The sequence below is a fragment of the Mariniflexile fucanivorans genome (genome assembly GCF_004341235.1).
Lineage (GTDB): Bacteria > Bacteroidota > Bacteroidia > Flavobacteriales > Flavobacteriaceae > Mariniflexile > Mariniflexile fucanivorans.
Map to the genome: position 1 here is coordinate 79,573 of NZ_SLUP01000005.1, position 17,197 is coordinate 96,769.

Sequence of the window (17,197 nt, forward strand, 5' to 3'; positions counted from 1 at the left end):
GTGTAGTGGGTAAATTTACCTAATAAGAATTTTTGAAAAGTTAAAAAAACCTTAAACTTAAGAATCGAACGCTTCTATTTCAAGGTGAATGGCCTCCCATTTATCCATAGACTCTTGTAAATCAGTCTTTAATTTTTGGTATTTATCAAAGAAATTAGGTTTGGATGAAACCTCCTCGTAGTTAGCTTCGAGCTCTAAATCTATCTTTTTTATGTCGCGTTCCAGCTTATTAATCTCAGCTTCGACATTACTTAGTTTATTATTTAAGGATTTTAGCTTTTTTTGATCATCATAAGATTGTTGCTTCTTTTCCTTAGGCGTTTCTTTAACTACGGTTCGTTTTTCAACCTCACGTAAACTTTCAACATTGCGTTGTTCTAAATAATAATCGATATCGCCTAAATATTCTTTTAGCTTATGGTCTTTAAACTCATATACTTTATTGGTTAAACCTTGAAGAAAATCACGGTCGTGAGACACTAAAATTAAAGTCCCTTCAAACTTTTTTAAAGCCTCTTTTAAAACGTTTTTAGACTTAATATCTAAATGGTTTGTAGGCTCATCCATAATCAATACGTTAAATGGCTGAAGCATTAATTTTGCTAATGCCAAACGGTTACGTTCACCTCCAGAAAGTACACGTACATACTTATCAGCTTCATCGCCTCTAAATAAAAACGAGCCTAAAATATCGCGCACTTTACTTCTGTTTGTTTCGTTGGCAGCATCAATCATGGTATCTAGTACCGTTTTGCTACCATCCAAATACTCTGCTTGGTTTTGGGCAAAGTACCCTATTTGAACATTATGTCCCAATTTTAAATGACCATCATACTTAATATCACCAACCATTATTTTAGCTAAGGTCGATTTTCCTTGTCCGTTTTGCCCAACAAAAGCCGTTTTACTGTCGCGCTCAATTAACAAGCTAACGTTTTTTAAAACCTGGTTATGACCATAGTTTTTGGAGATTTTATCCATTTCGGCCACCACTTTCCCTGGAGTAATTGAAACTGGAAAGTTAAGTGTCATCACACTGTTATCATCTTCATCAACCTCAATTCTATCAATTTTATCCAGCTTTTTAATAAGCGATTGCGCCATGGTTGCTTTGGAGGCTTTAGCACGAAACTTCTCTATAAGCTTCTCGGTTTGCTCAATTTGTTTTTGCTGATTTTTTTGCGATGCCAATTGTTGGGTTCTCAATTCTTCACGCAGCACCAAATATTTAGAATAAGACTTCGGATAGTCGTAAATACGCCCTAATGAAATTTCAATAGTTCTATTCGTTACATTATCCAAAAACATTTTATCATGCGATACAATAGCTACTGCTCCTGTATAATTCTTCAAAAAACCTTCCAACCAAATAATAGATTCTATATCCAAGTGGTTTGTTGGCTCATCCAATAATAATATATCGTTATTTTGAAGTAATAATTTTGCCAACTCAATACGCATACGCCATCCACCAGAAAATGTATCGGTTAGTTTCCCAAAATCTTCACGCTTAAACCCTAAACCTTGAAGAATTTTCTCGGTCTCACCTTGGTAATTATAACCTCCTAAAATTTCGTATTGATGTTGAAGTTCGTTAATATCGACCATTAATTGATGGTAGCCGTCACTTTCGTAATCGGTACGTTCTGCCATTTGGATATTAACATGCTCTATTTTAATCTCAAGTTCTTTAATTTCGGTAAACGCTTCATACGCTTCTTCTAGTACCGTTCTACCTAAAACAAAATCAATATCCTGCTTTAAAAACCCAATTTTAAGTTCTTTATCGGCAGCAATTTGCCCTGTATCAGGCTCCATTTCTTTCGATAAAATTTTAAGCATGGTCGATTTTCCTGCGCCATTTTTTCCAATAAGACCTACCCTATCGCCATTAACCAGTTTAAAAGTAATATCTTCAAACAAGTATTCGCCTTGAAATGAAATCGATAAATTATGAATGTTCATCATAGAAATGTAACTTTTGCTACAGAACTTTAATTAATAACGGTTACTTTTGTTCTGTAATTGCGAATGCAAAAGTACATTAAATTATATGTTTAAAAAAGGCTCAAAATTATATAGTATTTTCACCGGAACTTGTCCGAAATGCCATGAGGAATCTATGTTTGTAAATAAGAATCCTTACATACTTTCCGAAGCATTAAAAATGCACGAAAAGTGTAGTAATTGTGGTACCAAATACAAAATAGAACCATCCTTTTTTTATGGTGCTATGTATGTTAGTTATGCGGTGGGTATTGCTTTTGCCGTTGCTGCTTTTGTTATTTCGTATGTGGTTTTTAACGCAGGCATCCATGCTATTTTTTTCTCCATAATTGGCACTTTAATTGTTTTCATGCCCATCATCATGCGACTTTCCAGAAATATTTGGATTAACTTTTTTATGCATTATGATAAAACCTTGGCTAAAAAGAAACACAATTAACAATTAACAATTAACAATTAACAATTAACAATTAACAATTAACAAAACTAAAAAATCAGTTCCTGTTGCACCATTGAAAAATCGTTAATCGTTAATCAAAAACATCTCATATTTGGGCGTTACCCTAAAGGGTCGGGCTATACGTTACAATCTTTTTGCTCGTACCTCACAAAAAGGATTTCCACTGCAAATGCGGAGCATTCACGATTTCAAATTTATCAAAATAAAATGCATGAGTAATCCCTAACGCACTACCAGCCAACTAACTGTAAAAACGAGCAATATCAATCTCGTTTTCAAGAGGCTCGTTCTTTTCAATAAAGTCATAAAGTTGTTGTGCAACATAAGGTCCAATCATAACACCACGCGTCCCTAAACCGTTTAAAACATACATATTTTTATGTATAGTGTGATTACCAACTAACGGACGCCTATCTTTTACAGTTGGGCGAATGCCTGCCACTTGTTTCACAATTTCAAAGTCACAACTAACAAGCTGTTTAAGCTTGGTTTCAAGTTCTTCTTTAGCTACAACAGTAACTTCTGCACTTAAATCTTTCCATTCATAAGTCGCACCAACAATATATAAATCGTCTCCCAAGGGAATTAAAAACACACCTGCCTTTAAAACAAAATCTATTTTTAAATTTGGAGCATGTATGGTTAACAATTCGCCTTTTGCTGGCACTAATGGCAAATCTTTAAAAAACGGATTCTGTTTTACTCCAAAACCTTCAGCAAAAACAATGTGTTTCGCTTGTATGTTTTTATATTGAATAATATCTGTTTCCAAAACCAAATCGTCATAATTAAAAACAGATTCTATAAACAAGTCTTTCTGTAATAAAAACGCTTTATAGGCTTCAATTAAGGTTTTCACATCAATTCTACCTGTTTCCAATACTTCACCATAACCAAAAGAGGCGTCAATGAACGAATTATTATTCTTAATAATTTTTGGTGAAAGATATTCTGAAAGTATCGCTTTATCGGAAGCAGTAAACCAATCATTTTGTTCTTCTAGGGAAGCAAATTTTCTATAAACTGGCATTTTATAATCTAGCTTAACTTGCAGCAACCCTTCTAAATTAGCGTACATAGGCAATGCTAAATCGAGTTGTTCTTGGCATTTCCAAACGGGTGTAAAACGTTTTAAAACAACCGGGTTATACAAGCCTCCTGCAACTGTAGATGATTGTTGAGATGCATTATCAAAAACTACAAACTGTTTGTTATTAGCTCTTAATTGTTCGCAAAAGCTAATGCCTGCCAACCCAATTCCCACTATTATATAATCTACTTGCTTCATAAGGCGAAGATAGTTAGAATGTGGATTTCTATCTGTGCAGGAATAGCAAAAAAATAAAAACGCCCACTTAAAAAAGCGGGCGTTTCAATTATTTTAAAAAATTATAGAATTAATATGTCCACATATCTAATTCAAAATCTCTAATTTTTTCTTTAATTCTTTCAGATTCCAGTAACTGCATCAAAGCATTATCCGAAATATATTCTGTAACGGCTCTGTCTCCTTGTACATTTTCTTCTTTGTAAATGTAAGCTTGGAATCGTCTTGCATTCAACACATGATCGAATGAAAATGGCATCGAGCTATTTTTGTTATTAAACGATTTTGCTTCGTGTAACACCTCTCTAGCATCTGGGAAAAACACCCAAAACAACTCTACTAAATCTGGGCTATCAGAATCTATAAAGTTAACGTCTGGAGCTACCGGAGCAATTCCCAAAAGTCTGTATTTCATTTCAGCTTGACGCTTATCAAAATACCAAAGGCCCTTAATGTGATATTCGGTAATATCTGCTGCAGTAATATCTCTTCTATTGATATATTCTGCTGCCAATTCTTCACCTGCATTTAATTGTTCAATACCTAATTCTGTGGTATCAATTTTAACTAATGAGGCTTCAATATCTTTTAAGGTGCGTTTAGTTTTGAAATAAGAATCATCATAAATGTTTTTGATTCTACCATTTTTAATGTTCTTCATAAGCACATCATACAAACAACGTCTGTCACTACCAATATTATTAGTATCTATTGGATAATACAACGGAAAGTTAGCACGTTCGTCTAAAATAATCTTTTCCCAAGTCATTTTAGAGAAAAGTATATCCCTATCGTCAACATAACCATATTCTAACGGCTTATCATTATCTAAGGATTTTTGAGCATCTGTTCTTACCCCAATTTCTTCAGGGCTTTTAGCATTTAGTATATTGGCTTGAGCAAATATGCTTGACACTGTAAAAACAGTTGTTACGGTTAATAAAAAACTTTTTAAATTCATGTGCTTATCTTTATTGTTATTTCAATGGTAAAACAACATCCTTATTATTTTTTTTAACTAAAATTAGTTTGTTTTTAATAAGGATGTTTAATCTTATTATACATCATTTTTAATCACTAGAGAATTAACAAAATGCTTATTCCAATATTTTAATTTGTAAGCTCTATAATGATTGGAGACACTTTTTTAAGTATCACACTTACACCACTAGCTCTTGCTTCAATATCGAATATTTGAACATCTGTTCCTCTTTTCGCTTTAAGTAATGCTGCTTTAGCTCTACTATCAAGCTTGCTTCCATTTACATCAATGGTTGGCTGCCCAGGTACTTTAAATTTAAACCCAGTTACGTTTAGTGGTAATTCGAAATCGAAATCATCAAACTTAGCACCTACGGTTGAAATTTCAAGAGCATTACGTTGCATTTGTATAGCACCGTCTTCACCTCTTATAGTTCCTGTTGGTTTTGGTAAATCTTTAATTCTAAACGTAGCTCTATCACCAACGGTTTGTCCGTCAATTTTACCAGTTACATTAATAGTTACTTCTCTACCTTGAATTCTAGTAGCATCCATAATGTATTTGCTACCGCTTACTCTACTTAAACCTTCAGCTGAAGCATTTACATTATTATCTGCTATACCAGCAAAAGAAATAGTCATTGGGTTTTTAACACCACGATATACTACGTTCATTTTATCTGCTGAAATAGTTGCTGAATTTGGCTTAGCTACCGTTGCGAATGAAGATTTAACTGGAACAGCTAATTCTGAACCATCTTGAGCGAAATATAAATTTCCTTCAATTTTATGTTCTCCAACGCCACCAGTTCCTATTTTCAACTTTACTTTACCATCTTCAATCGAATATTGACTAGCGTCTAGTTTTCTACCATCAAGGGTTAATTCTACTCTACTAGGTTTTGTAGAAGCGTCCTTACGACCTAGTACAATTTGTCCATCAAATTGCTCACCATTAAAATAAGCAGATTTAGATGTTTCCATTAAGGTTGTATAGTTTGTCATAGACACCTCGCTAGCAAGTGTACCTTGTAACATAGTTGATAATACCTCAGATTGTGTAGTTTTAATATCTGCTTGAATCTGTGTCATTTTTGTTAATGATGCCACTAAAGGAAACCCTTTGTAGTGATACTCTAACCAGCCTTGTTTGTTACCATCTCTATTGGTAACTTCATCTGTGCTAAATTTTTCTTTTACATCTTTTACAACATTTTGCATTCCTTTTTCGCCAGCTAATATCTTAGCAACACCGTCTCTATATGCGGCCATTTGAGCTAGGAACTCTTCACCTTCTGGTTTTAATTTTGCGCCTTTGAAGAAATTCTCATCAAGGTAATCGCCCTTATCCATGATTTCATAGTCTGTAGGGTTATCAATTTTCGCAACCATATTACCTTTCAATTCTTCTAGGTACTTGTCAAATTTAGTTGCTAACGCACCTATTTGATCTGCTTTAGATTTTAATGAAACATATTTTTCTGGTTGGTCTTCAGCTTTTTGTTCTAAATTAGCCATGAAAGCTGTATTTCTTTCACTTGTAGCTTGATTAGACTCAGTAAGCTTTTCGTTCATTAATCCGAATGCCGAAAGCACTTCTTTAGACATATTTAATGCTAGCATCGCTATAAATATTAAATACATCAGATTAATCATTTTCTGTCTGGGTGATAAATTTCCTCCTGCCATGCTTAATTAGGTTTTTTTAGTTAATTATTAAATTTGGGATTAACTCCTAATTAATTCTTGTTCATAGCAGATAGCATGCCACCGTATACGCCATTTAATGATGATAAGTTTGATGCTAAAGATTGCATTTGTTCTTTTAATTTAGCTGCATTCTCAACAGACTCTTCATTGATGGTAGCTTGTTTGCTGATGCTTTCTAACTGCACTTTGTACAAACTGTTCAAAGATTCCATTTGAGCTGCTGCTAATGATAATTCCTCACCGTATTTTTTAGAAGCTTCAATAGAATTTGCACTAGATGACATATTTTTTGCTGCACCTTCAAAGTTTTTAATACTTTCTCCTAAACTTGCCATTAATTCGCCATCAATTTTAGCATCTTTTAACAACTCGTCTAATTTTTTAGACAATAAACCTTCTGGATTGTCTTCACTTTTTACTTTTTTGCTTCCTTGACCTCCAGCTAATTCTGGATATACTAAAGACCAATCCAATTCGTTATCAACAGGTTCGAATGCTGATAATGCAAAAATAATTGCTTCGGTAACAAGACCTAACGTTAACATCGCGTTACCTGTTATAGGTCCAAACTCCATATGGGTGATTTTGAAAAGCGCTCCAATAATTACAATTGCCGCTCCTAATCCGTAAGCCATATTCATGAACTTTTTACTTGCTTTTGACTGTGCCATAATTTTTCGATTTTTAATTTAAGTAAATACTTAAGTAGGTTAATTAATAGGTTAAATTTATATTTGATTTGATTTGATTTGATTTGATTTGATTAAAATTTATTCGTTTTATTACTTATTTGCCAGTTACTTGTGTCCCCATGTAATCTTGAACTGTTCTAAAACCAATGTAGCTTCTTGCAGAATCTGCATATTCGTAATCTCTTGAGCTTACCTGTAAAAAGTATGCTACATCTTTCCAAGAACCACCTCTAACGATTTTACGTTGGTTGTTGTTATCATTAACACTTGGGTTAATAGTTGATGTATACTCATAAGACGATGCGTCATATGAAGCGTTTACCCATTCTGCAACGTTTCCAGCCATGTTAAATAAGTTATAGTCGTTAGGCTCGTAAGACTTAGCTTCTACAGTATATAATGCTTGGTCGGCAGCGTAATCACCTCTCACCGGTTTAAAGTTTGCCATAAAACAACCTCTATCACTTTTTGTGTAAGGACCACCCCATGGGTATGTTGCTGCTTGCAGACCTCCTCTTGCGGCATATTCCCATTCTGCTTCAGATGGTAATCTAAATGTATTTACCATGGCAGCTTTTCTAGACTTTTGGTATGAATTTTTCTTAATGGTTCTCCATTCACAAAATGCTTTAGCTTGTTTCCAAGTAACTCCTACTACTGGATATTCACTATATGCATCATGCCAAAAGTAATCGTTGTGCATCGGCTCATTATAAGAGTACGAAAAGTCTCTAATCCATACTGCTGTATCTGGATATACTTCAATTTCTTCTTTAACAATAGCGTCTCTACGCTTGATACCTCTGTTTCTTGCAGCTTCTTGTATATCCATATGGCTATACTGGAACTTGAATTTTTTAACATCCCAAGTACGTTGACCATTATAAGAATCTTCTAATGGCAAATACATCGTATCCATTACTTCGGTGTAATATTCATCTGGATAATCTGAAGTATCGAAAATCAAATCAACATCGCGATTAATTTTTCTTCCTTCATATCCTGTAGGACCTAAACCTGTATAGTTTTCGAACATGTACTTTTCGTATACAGACATATTAGCCGTATCTGCATCTTTAAATGCAAATTCACCAATACCTCCATCATCCGGCACCTTACCTACTTCATCAGCTAAAACAGCTAATTTGTATCGTACAATAGAATCTCTTACCCAATTAACAAATTCGCGGTATTCGCTATTTGTTATTTCGGTAGCATCCATATAAAAGGCTCTAACGGTTGCTGTTTTAGCTGGGGCATCTTGAACACCTGCTAAATCATCATCACCTTTACCCATTATGAATGCACCACCTGGAATAAGTTCCATTCCGTAAGGCTTTTCTGGGTGCCAACTTTTTCCTTTAACACCTACTAGTTCGCCCTTATCGTTAGAGCCACAACTTGCAAGCATTGTTATTACTGCGGTTAATAATACAAACTTCTTCATATCCATAGAAAACTCGAGGTTAATTATTTAAGCTTTATTTTGAGAGCGTAAACTTATTTATATATTTTTTAATAAACAACTTTTTTTACGAAAAAAATACGCTTCATCGTAAAAAAATGGCATTTTACCGATAAAATGTACGCTTCGCCTATTATTGAGCACTAAACACAATTCTTTTGAAACGCTTTATACCAGCGATCTGGTACTTTATTATTACATGCGTCCACATAATCTTGATGCATGCAAGGTAATAACGTATGTCTCTTTAATTTATTATTAATTTCTGATAAAAAAGGAATTTCAATCCACCATCTACCCGTTTTATTACTTTTATAAAACACTAATTCTTGAGAATCTACCAAGGTTATGAATTTTTGATGGCTGGAATCATCCGAAAAATTATCATCCTTCACCCTAAAATTAACACCTTCAATAAAATACCAAAGCATCTGCGATATAAGCATACATGTGATATCATCATCTTTTGATGGTTTGTATTCATATATACCGAAAGAACTCACTTTATTACTAATTCCTGCATAACGAGCAATGGCACAAATTTCTTTTCCATCTAACCCATTTGGCGACAATCTTTGATTCAAACTTACTTCTGAACCTTTAACAGCACTTAAATCGACACTTACAATATTAGCATCACGCATTGCTGGTTCTACAATAGTGATGTCATTCGAAACAGCCCCTAATCTATACGACTCAAAATAAAGGCTATCCATTAAATCTTTTTCTTCTTGTGAATTAAAATAGGTTTGATAGCCTATAGTCGCATAATTAAAAAGATTGTAAGGTTCATCTAAAATTATTTTACCTACAAAACTGTCGTTTTTTATTGGTTTTGTTGAATCGCCCAAATCGAACTTACAGTCTACATTTACAATATTCACCATAGGCATGATGCTATCATACGCTCTATAATTTGGGTACGTAAGATCTTGTGTTCCTCCTAATATAATGGGTATGATATTTTTTTTGATTAAAATAGTAATGGTAGTTTTTAAAGCGAAATAAGTATCTTCAACACTTTCTCCTTTATTGATATCTCCCAAATCGGCTATTGAAGTATGCCAACTTCCTGGAAACAGACTGTAAAATATTTTTCGAATTTCGTTTAATTGAAATTCTTCACCTATATAATTAATATCGTTTCTATTTTCAAGAACCCCTAAAATAGCGATATTGATGCCTTCTAAATCTGGAATTCCTTTTTGTGCGGAATGAATCCTTATTTTTCTACCCAATGCTTGTAAAGAAAGTAACTCATTATGAGCTAAAACCAAATCTGAAACTGGTGAAAGAAAATTAAAATTCATTTATAGCGTACTGTGTTATGTAATAAAAGGACTTTTTATAAAGTCGAAATACAAATATGATAAGAAAAGACGACTTATAACATGTAGTTATCATAAAAATAATCTATAAAAACCTAAAATATAATAATTTCACAGATTGGTTTTTATAGATTATTTAATACATATAACAATTACTTTTTCTTTGTAGTTGTTTTTTTCTTAACTGCCTTTTTCTTTACTGCTTTTTTCTTGGGTGATTTAGCCTCAATTAGAGCTTTTGCTTCTTCTAAAGTCATTTTTGATACATCAACCGATTTATCCAACTCTACTTTAATTTTACCTTTCAACACATTGTGTCTACCCCAACGGGCTTTTTCAACACGAATCCCTTCATCTTCCCAATTATGGATAACCTTATCAATTTCTTTTTGGATTTTAGTTTCAATAAGCTCCACAATATCTTTGTCTGATAAATTATCCCAATCGTATTTACTGTTCACGTTAATAAACATGTTATTCCATTTGATAAAAGGACCAAAACGACCTTTACCTTTTTGAACAGGTAACTTTTTATAGGTATAAATAGGCGCATCCGCCGCTTCTTTTTCTTTAATTAATACAATAGCATCATCTATCTCCACACTTAATGGATCTACGCCTTTTGGCAACGACACAAAGGAATCGCCAAACTTAACATAAGGCCCGAAGCGTCCGTTATTCACCTCAACTTCTTCACCTTTATAAGTACCAAGGTTTTTAGGAAGTTGGAATAAATCCATCGCTTCCTCATATGTAATAGTATTTAATTGTTGGTCTGGACTTAAACTTGCAAATTGTGGTTTCTCTTCATCATCTGGTGTTCCTATTTGAACCATCGGGCCAAATTTACCTAAACGCACACTTACTGGTTTTCCTGTTTTTGGGTCGGTTCCTAAAACACGTTCGCCAGATTCTCTTTCGGCATTTTCCTGAACATCTTCAACTTTTGGGTGAAAGTCTTTATAAAACGCTTTCATCATTTTAGTCCAATCTTCTTTTCCTTCAGCAATATTATCAAAGTCTTCTTCAACTTTTGCTGTAAAATTATAGTCTAAAATATGCTCGAAATGATTCACCAAAAAGTCGGTTACAATCATTCCGATATCCGTTGGTACTAATTTTCCTTTATCTGAACCTACTTTTTCGGTAAGTATTTTATCTTTTACAACACCTTTCTTTAAAGTAAGCTGTGTATAGTTACGCTCTACACCATCAACAGCTCCTTTTTCAACATAATTTCTATTTTGAATGGTTGAAATAGTTGGTGCATAGGTTGACGGACGCCCGATACCCAATTCCTCCAATTGTTTCACTAAAGAAGCTTCAGTAAATCTGTATGGAGGACGCGTATAACGCTCGGTCGCTGTGATGTAATTATTAAGTAACACTTCATTCGTTCTCATAGCAGGAAGCATGCCTTCTTGCTCAACATCCTCATCATCAGTACTTTCTAAATACACTTTTAAAAACCCATCAAACGTAATCACTTCTCCATTGGCGGTAAAAGTCTCGTTATGTGTAGAGGCTGCAATCTTCACATTGGTACGCTCTAACTCAGCTTCACTCATTTGCGATGCGATGGCACGTTTCCAAATTAAATCGTATAAGCGGGCTTGATCTCTATCGATATCTACGGAATGAACCGCAAAATCGGTAGGACGTATGGCCTCATGCGCTTCTTGAGCTCCTTTGGCTTTACCTGTATAATTTCTTGTTTTACTATATTTTGAACCGTAAGCACTTTCAATTTCTGCTTTGGCACCTTTTTTTGCTTCGTCTGATAAATTAACGCTATCCGTTCTCATGTAAGTTATTAAACCTGCTTCGTATAGGCGTTGTGCCATCGTCATGGTTTTACTTACTGAAAAATACAGTTTACGTGATGCTTCTTGTTGTAATGTTGAAGTAGTAAACGGTGCTGCTGGTGATTTTTTAGCCGGTTTTTTCTCTAAATCTGAAACTTTAAAAGTTGCTTTAGCATTCTTTTCTAAGAATTTTTGAGCTTCTTCTTTAGTTGAAAATGTTTTAGGCAATTTCGCTTTAAAAGTTTGTCCGTCCTCATTTGAAAATTCAGCATCAATTCTATAGGATGCTTCAGCAGTAAAGTTTTGAATATCACGTTCGCGCTCAACAATTAATCTAACAGAAACCGATTGAACACGACCTGCCGACAAACCTCCTTTTACTTTACGCCACAAAACTGGCGACAACTCGTATCCCACAATTCTATCCAATACACGACGTGCTTGTTGTGCATCAACTAAATCATAATCGATACCTCGTGGGTTTTCAATTGCTTTTTGAATGGCCGTTTTAGTAATTTCATGAAAAACAATACGTTTCGTTTTGCTTTTATCCAATTTTAAAGTTTCGGCTAAATGCCATGCAATAGCCTCACCCTCGCGATCCTCATCACTTGCTAACCAAACCATATCGGCATTTTTAGCTAAGTCTTTCAGTTTTTTTACAACTGCTTTTTTATCTTTTGAAACTTCATATTTTGGTTTAAAATCACCTTCAACATTCACACCCAATTCCTTTGATGGAAGGTCTGCTATATGCCCAAAGCTAGACTCTACCTTAAAATCTTTTCCTAAAAATTTTTCGATAGTTTTTGCCTTTGCAGGTGACTCCACAATTACTAAATTCTTCGCCATACTTCATTTTTTGAAGATACAAATGTATATGAAAAAAAGTTTATCTGCCTAATTTTAGGGATTATCTGTTTTATATTTAAATAAAAAAGCCTGCTTTTCGATTACAAAAAACAGGCTTTTTAAGCATTTTTATCATTTATTCGTAAGACATACCATAGCCTTCGTTATCTTGCTTTTTATCTGTTTCTTTATTAAAACCAACTGATTCTTTATACACATAATAAACTGGCAAATATGCAAAAGCCGAGGTAACATAAATACCAATACAGCACATTAACATACCTACTATTCCCGCTAAAAACCCAGAAACAAGCGTTAATCCAAAAATTAATAACCATTTTTTATTTCCTAGTTTAAAACTTGCTTTTATAATTTCAGAAGTTGATAATTCAGGGTTAAAAGCAAAAACAACATTCATTACAGCCAAAGGAACCATTACATAAAATATAGGAAGTACACATAATAGCATGGCCGCAATCCAAATACCGAAAGAAGCTAATGAAAGTTTCATCACTTTACCTAAATATGGCTTCTTTAAATAGTAAAAATAATCATCGGCACCCATTTCTTCTAAATCTTTTAATTTACAGATTCTATAAAAAGAGGCTTTCAAACCAAAACCTATAACCATAGCTATAAATACAAATAGAAGCATGAATATGAAAAAAGGCAGCATAAGTAGTGGAGTAAAATCCCCCATATTTTCCATGTTTTGAAATGATTGCGGATCAATCAAGCCCATTGCAAGCATTGGCAAATACATAATTATGTAAAAAGGCACCATTAAAAGCATTGTTAGCAATAGCATCACCAAACCTTGTACCCATACTTTTTTGAATAATTCGATGGATTCACTAAAAATGGTTCCAAAATCTAAAGCTTTTGCCTTCTCTATTTTATCTAATAAACTATCAATTGTATTCATTTGTTATTTTTTGGTTAGTTGCAACCAAAGTAAATACATTCCTCCATTATTTCAAAATTTAATAAATTTTTAAATATGACACTTTGTCACAAAACATAAATAAGTTGTATCTTTGCATGCTTATTGAAAATACGTGTTTCAGCAACCTATGGAAAAGACAATAGACGAAAACAAACAAGGAGAATTTTTAGTTCTTGAACAAAAAGAAGGTAACAAACGCAAACTTTTTATTGAAAGTTATGGTTGTGCTATGAATTTTAGTGACAGTGAAATTGTAGCTTCCATTTTAACCGAGCAGGGTTATAACACCACTCAAAATTTAGAAGATGCCGATTTAGTTCTGGTAAACACCTGTTCTATTCGCGATAAAGCAGAACAAACCGTACGCAAACGTTTAGAAAAATACAACGCTGTAAAACGCGACCATAACCCAAAAATGAAAGTGGGTGTTTTAGGTTGTATGGCAGAACGCCTAAAAACAAAATTTCTTGAAGAAGAAAAAATTGTAGACTTGGTTGTTGGCCCTGACGCATATAAAGATTTACCAAACTTATTGGCCGAAGTAGATGAAGGACATGATGCCATAAACGTAATACTTTCAAAAGAAGAAACGTATGGCGATATTTCACCAGTGCGTTTAAACAGCAATGGTGTAACTGCTTTTGTATCAATAACACGTGGTTGCGATAACATGTGCACCTTTTGTGTGGTACCTTTTACGCGTGGTCGCGAACGTAGTAGAGAACCTCAAAGTATTTTAGAAGAAATTAACGATTTAGCAAACAAAGGTTATAAAGAAGTAACACTTTTAGGTCAAAACGTAGACAGTTACCTGTGGTATGGTGGTGGTTTGAAAAAAGACTTTGAAAAAGCTTCCGAGTTACAACGAGCAACGGCAGTTAATTTCGCTAGTTTATTAGACTTATGCGCCAAAGCACAGCCTAAAATGCGTATTCGTTTTTCAACCTCTAATCCACAAGATTTAACATTGGATGTGGTTGAAACTATGGCAAAACATCAAAATATTTGTAACCATATTCATTTACCAGTACAAAGTGGTAGCGACCGTATTTTAAAAGAAATGAACCGTTTGCACACCCGTGAAGAATACATGCTGTTAATAGATAATATTAAACGTATTATTCCAGATTGCGCCATCAGTCAAGATATGATTGTTGGTTTCCCAACTGAAACTGAAGCCGATTTTCAAGATACCGTATCGTTAATGAACTATGTGAAATATGATTTTGGTTATATGTTTACCTATTCTGAACGCCCAGGAACGTTGGCAGAACGCAAAATGGAAGATGATGTGCCTGAGGAAACTAAAAAACGCAGACTTGCAGACATGGTAGAACTTCAACAGGAGCACAGCGGTTTCAGAACCAGACAAAATTTAAATACGGTTGTAGAAGTTCTTATTGAAAAAGAATCAAAAAAATCAGATGCGCAGTGGTCTGGTAGAACACAACACAGTTTGGTTACGGTTTTCCCAAAAGGCAACTATAAAATTGGCGATTTTGTAAACGTACAAGTTACCGATTGTACCAGTGCAACGTTAATTGGGGATGCTATTGGGTATTCAATTAACAATTAATAATGAAAAATTAACAATGAAAAACATTTATATTCATATTGCTATTTTTTTAATTTTCAACTTTTTTAATTCCCCCTTTGGGGGTTAGGGGGCTTATGGAATCAATTCAAGCTATAAAACAACGTTTTGGTATTATTGGCAATACGCCTGCACTAAATCGTGCCATAGAAAAAGCGATTCAAGTGGCACCAACCGATATTTCGGTATTGGTAACTGGCGAAAGTGGTGTAGGTAAAGAAAGTATTCCTAAAATAATACATCAACTTTCTCACAGAAAGCACAATAAATACATTGCTGTAAACTGTGGTGCTATACCAGAAGGGACAATAGATAGTGAACTTTTTGGTCATGAAAAAGGTTCGTTTACTGGCGCAACCCAAACGCGTGAAGGTTATTTTGAAGTAGCTGATGGCGGTACTATTTTTTTAGATGAAGTGGGCGAACTTCCACTTACCACTCAAGTACGTTTATTACGTGTTTTGGAAAATGGCGAGTTTTTAAAAGTGGGTTCAAGCAAAGTGCAAAAAACCAATGTACGTATTGTAGCGGCTACCAACGTTAATATGTTTGAAGCCATTGAAAAAGAAAAGTTTCGTGAAGATTTATATTACCGTTTAAGTACCGTAGATATTCATTTACCACCTTTACGCGACCGTCAAGATGATATTCATTTATTATTTAGAAAATTCGCAAGCGATTTTGCTTTAAAATATAAAATGCCTACCATCAAATTAACCGATGCTGCCATTCAAACACTTTTAAAACACCGTTGGGCAGGTAATATTCGTCAGTTACGAAACATCGCAGAACAACTATCAGTTTTAGAGCAAAATAGAACCATTTCAGCCGAAACTCTAAAAAGTTACTTACCAGCAACAGGCAGCAATTTACCCGCTGTAATTAAAACATCGAAATCTGAAAGTGATTTTAGTAGCGAACGTGAAATTCTTTACAAGGTATTGTTCGACATGAAAAGTGATTTAAACGATTTAAAGAAACTCACTTTAGAACTCATGAAAAACGGCAATACTAAAGATGTTGAAAAGAAAAACGAAAGCTTAATTCAGAAAATTTATGGTGATGATGAAGATGATGCTGAATACGAAGAAGACACCACAACAAACAGTGAAGTACTATCTATACCAGAGCACAGCGCCAACCATACAACACCCGAAACTTTAGACAAATACCATTTTGCTGAAGAAATTGAAGAAGAAGAAACCTTATCATTACAAGACAAGGAATTGGAATTAATAAAAAAATCGCTTGAACGTCACCAAGGAAAACGTAAATTAGCAGCTGCTGAATTAGGTATTAGCGAACGTACCTTGTACCGAAAAATAAAACAATATGATCTTTAAATGAGTTTTCAGTCGCAGTCTCATTTAACAGTAAAAAACTGCAACAAATTAAACAAATAATCGTTTTATAATAATGAAAACAAAATGTCACACTGAGCAAGCCTGCACTGAGCGCAGACGGAGTGAAGTGTTTTTAATAATATGAAAAAAACAATCATTTACATGTCACTTTTCACATGTAGCTTTTTATTTACTGGCTGCGGTTTTTACTCCTTTACAGGCGCTTCCATACCAGCAAACGTAAAAACCTTTCAAGTGAATCGTTTTGAAAATAACGCGCTTTTAGTAGAACCCGGTTTAGAACGCGATTTTAAATTGGCTTTAGAAGATTTAATTCAAAACCAAACCAATTTAAATTTAGTAACTTCTAATGGCGATTTGGTTTATGAAGGTGAAATTACCGATTACCGTATTTCGCCAACCACAGCAACCTCAGAGAATACCGCGGCACAAAACAGACTTACAATTAGTGTTAAAATACGATTCTATAACAGAAAAAAAGAAGATGACGATTTAGACCAAAGCTTTTCCTTCTTTTACGACTATGCTGCAAATGCCCAATTAGTCGGCTCTACAAAAACAACGGCACACGAAGAAATTTTTGAACGCATTACCCAAGATATTTTTAATGCTACATTAGCCAAATGGTAGTTTGGTCTTGGGTCTGAAGATTAAAATTTTTGAACT

Annotated in this window: 13 protein-coding genes; 4 read left to right on the forward strand and 9 right to left on the reverse strand. The window is 34.1% G+C overall.

The genetic code is table 11. The features are described 5' to 3' along the window. Window positions 1-57 precede the first annotated feature (57 nt). A complete protein-coding gene (locus EV196_RS11115; protein WP_132217835.1) occupies window positions 58-1,968 on the reverse strand; it encodes an ABC-F family ATP-binding cassette domain-containing protein in 1,911 nt (636 codons plus the stop codon). An 85-nt stretch (window positions 1,969-2,053) separates the two neighbouring features. On the opposite strand from EV196_RS11115, the gene EV196_RS11120 reads away from it, so the two are divergent. Continuing rightward, window positions 2,054-2,446: a DUF983 domain-containing protein gene (locus tag EV196_RS11120; protein ID WP_132217836.1), complete on the forward strand. Its 393-nt coding sequence runs from the start codon at window positions 2,054-2,056 to the stop codon at window positions 2,444-2,446. Between the two features lie 262 nt (window positions 2,447-2,708). Here the strand turns inward: EV196_RS11120 and EV196_RS11125 are convergent, their stop codons facing one another. The 8 genes from EV196_RS11125 to EV196_RS11160 form a co-directional block, all read right to left on the reverse strand. Next, window positions 2,709-3,755: an NAD(P)/FAD-dependent oxidoreductase gene (locus EV196_RS11125; protein WP_132217837.1), complete on the reverse strand. Its 1,047-nt coding sequence runs from the start codon at window positions 3,753-3,755 to the stop codon at window positions 2,709-2,711. Between the two features lie 109 nt (window positions 3,756-3,864). Beyond that, entirely contained in the window at window positions 3,865-4,755 is an 891-nt protein-coding gene (porN, locus tag EV196_RS11130) for a type IX secretion system ring subunit PorN/GldN (protein WP_132217838.1), read from the reverse strand. A gap of 149 nt (window positions 4,756-4,904) precedes the next feature. Further along, window positions 4,905-6,464: a type IX secretion system motor protein PorM/GldM gene (gene porM / locus EV196_RS11135; RefSeq protein WP_132217839.1), complete on the reverse strand. Its 1,560-nt coding sequence runs from the start codon at window positions 6,462-6,464 to the stop codon at window positions 4,905-4,907. Window positions 6,465-6,514: 50 nt separating this feature from the next. Further along, on the reverse strand, window positions 6,515-7,156 hold the full coding sequence (gene porL / locus EV196_RS11140; protein WP_132217840.1) for a type IX secretion system motor protein PorL/GldL: 642 nt from the start codon (window positions 7,154-7,156) through the stop codon (window positions 6,515-6,517). Between the two features lie 115 nt (window positions 7,157-7,271). Then, a complete protein-coding gene (porK, locus tag EV196_RS11145) occupies window positions 7,272-8,624 on the reverse strand; it encodes a T9SS ring complex lipoprotein PorK/GldK (RefSeq protein ID WP_165876153.1) in 1,353 nt (450 codons plus the stop codon). Between the two features lie 161 nt (window positions 8,625-8,785). Continuing rightward, window positions 8,786-9,952, reverse strand: a complete 1,167-nt coding sequence (locus tag EV196_RS11150) for a formimidoylglutamase (RefSeq protein ID WP_132217842.1) — start codon at window positions 9,950-9,952, stop codon at window positions 8,786-8,788. A 170-nt stretch (window positions 9,953-10,122) separates the two neighbouring features. Further along, a complete protein-coding gene (topA, locus tag EV196_RS11155) occupies window positions 10,123-12,627 on the reverse strand; it encodes a type I DNA topoisomerase (protein WP_132217843.1) in 2,505 nt (834 codons plus the stop codon). Window positions 12,628-12,763: 136 nt separating this feature from the next. Beyond that, entirely contained in the window at window positions 12,764-13,552 is a 789-nt protein-coding gene (locus EV196_RS11160) for a hypothetical protein (RefSeq protein ID WP_132217844.1), read from the reverse strand. A 148-nt stretch (window positions 13,553-13,700) separates the two neighbouring features. Between EV196_RS11160 and miaB the strand changes: the two genes are divergently transcribed. The 3 genes from miaB to lptE all read left to right on the forward strand — a co-directional run bounded on the left by miaB (window position 13,701) and on the right by lptE (window position 17,161). Then, window positions 13,701-15,149 carry a tRNA (N6-isopentenyl adenosine(37)-C2)-methylthiotransferase MiaB gene (gene miaB, locus EV196_RS11165; RefSeq protein ID WP_132217845.1) on the forward strand — a complete coding sequence of 483 codons (1,449 nt, stop codon included), beginning with the start codon at window positions 13,701-13,703 and terminating at the stop codon, window positions 15,147-15,149. A gap of 95 nt (window positions 15,150-15,244) precedes the next feature. Further along, window positions 15,245-16,510 (forward strand): sigma-54 interaction domain-containing protein, encoded by a 1,266-nt coding sequence (locus EV196_RS11170; RefSeq protein WP_132217846.1) that lies wholly within the window; start codon window positions 15,245-15,247, stop codon window positions 16,508-16,510. Between the two features lie 141 nt (window positions 16,511-16,651). Beyond that, the gene (lptE, locus tag EV196_RS11175; RefSeq protein WP_132217847.1) at window positions 16,652-17,161 is read left to right on the forward strand and encodes an LPS assembly lipoprotein LptE; all 510 of its coding nucleotides are present in this window, start codon (window positions 16,652-16,654) and stop codon (window positions 17,159-17,161) included. Window positions 17,162-17,197: the final 36 nt, after the last annotated feature.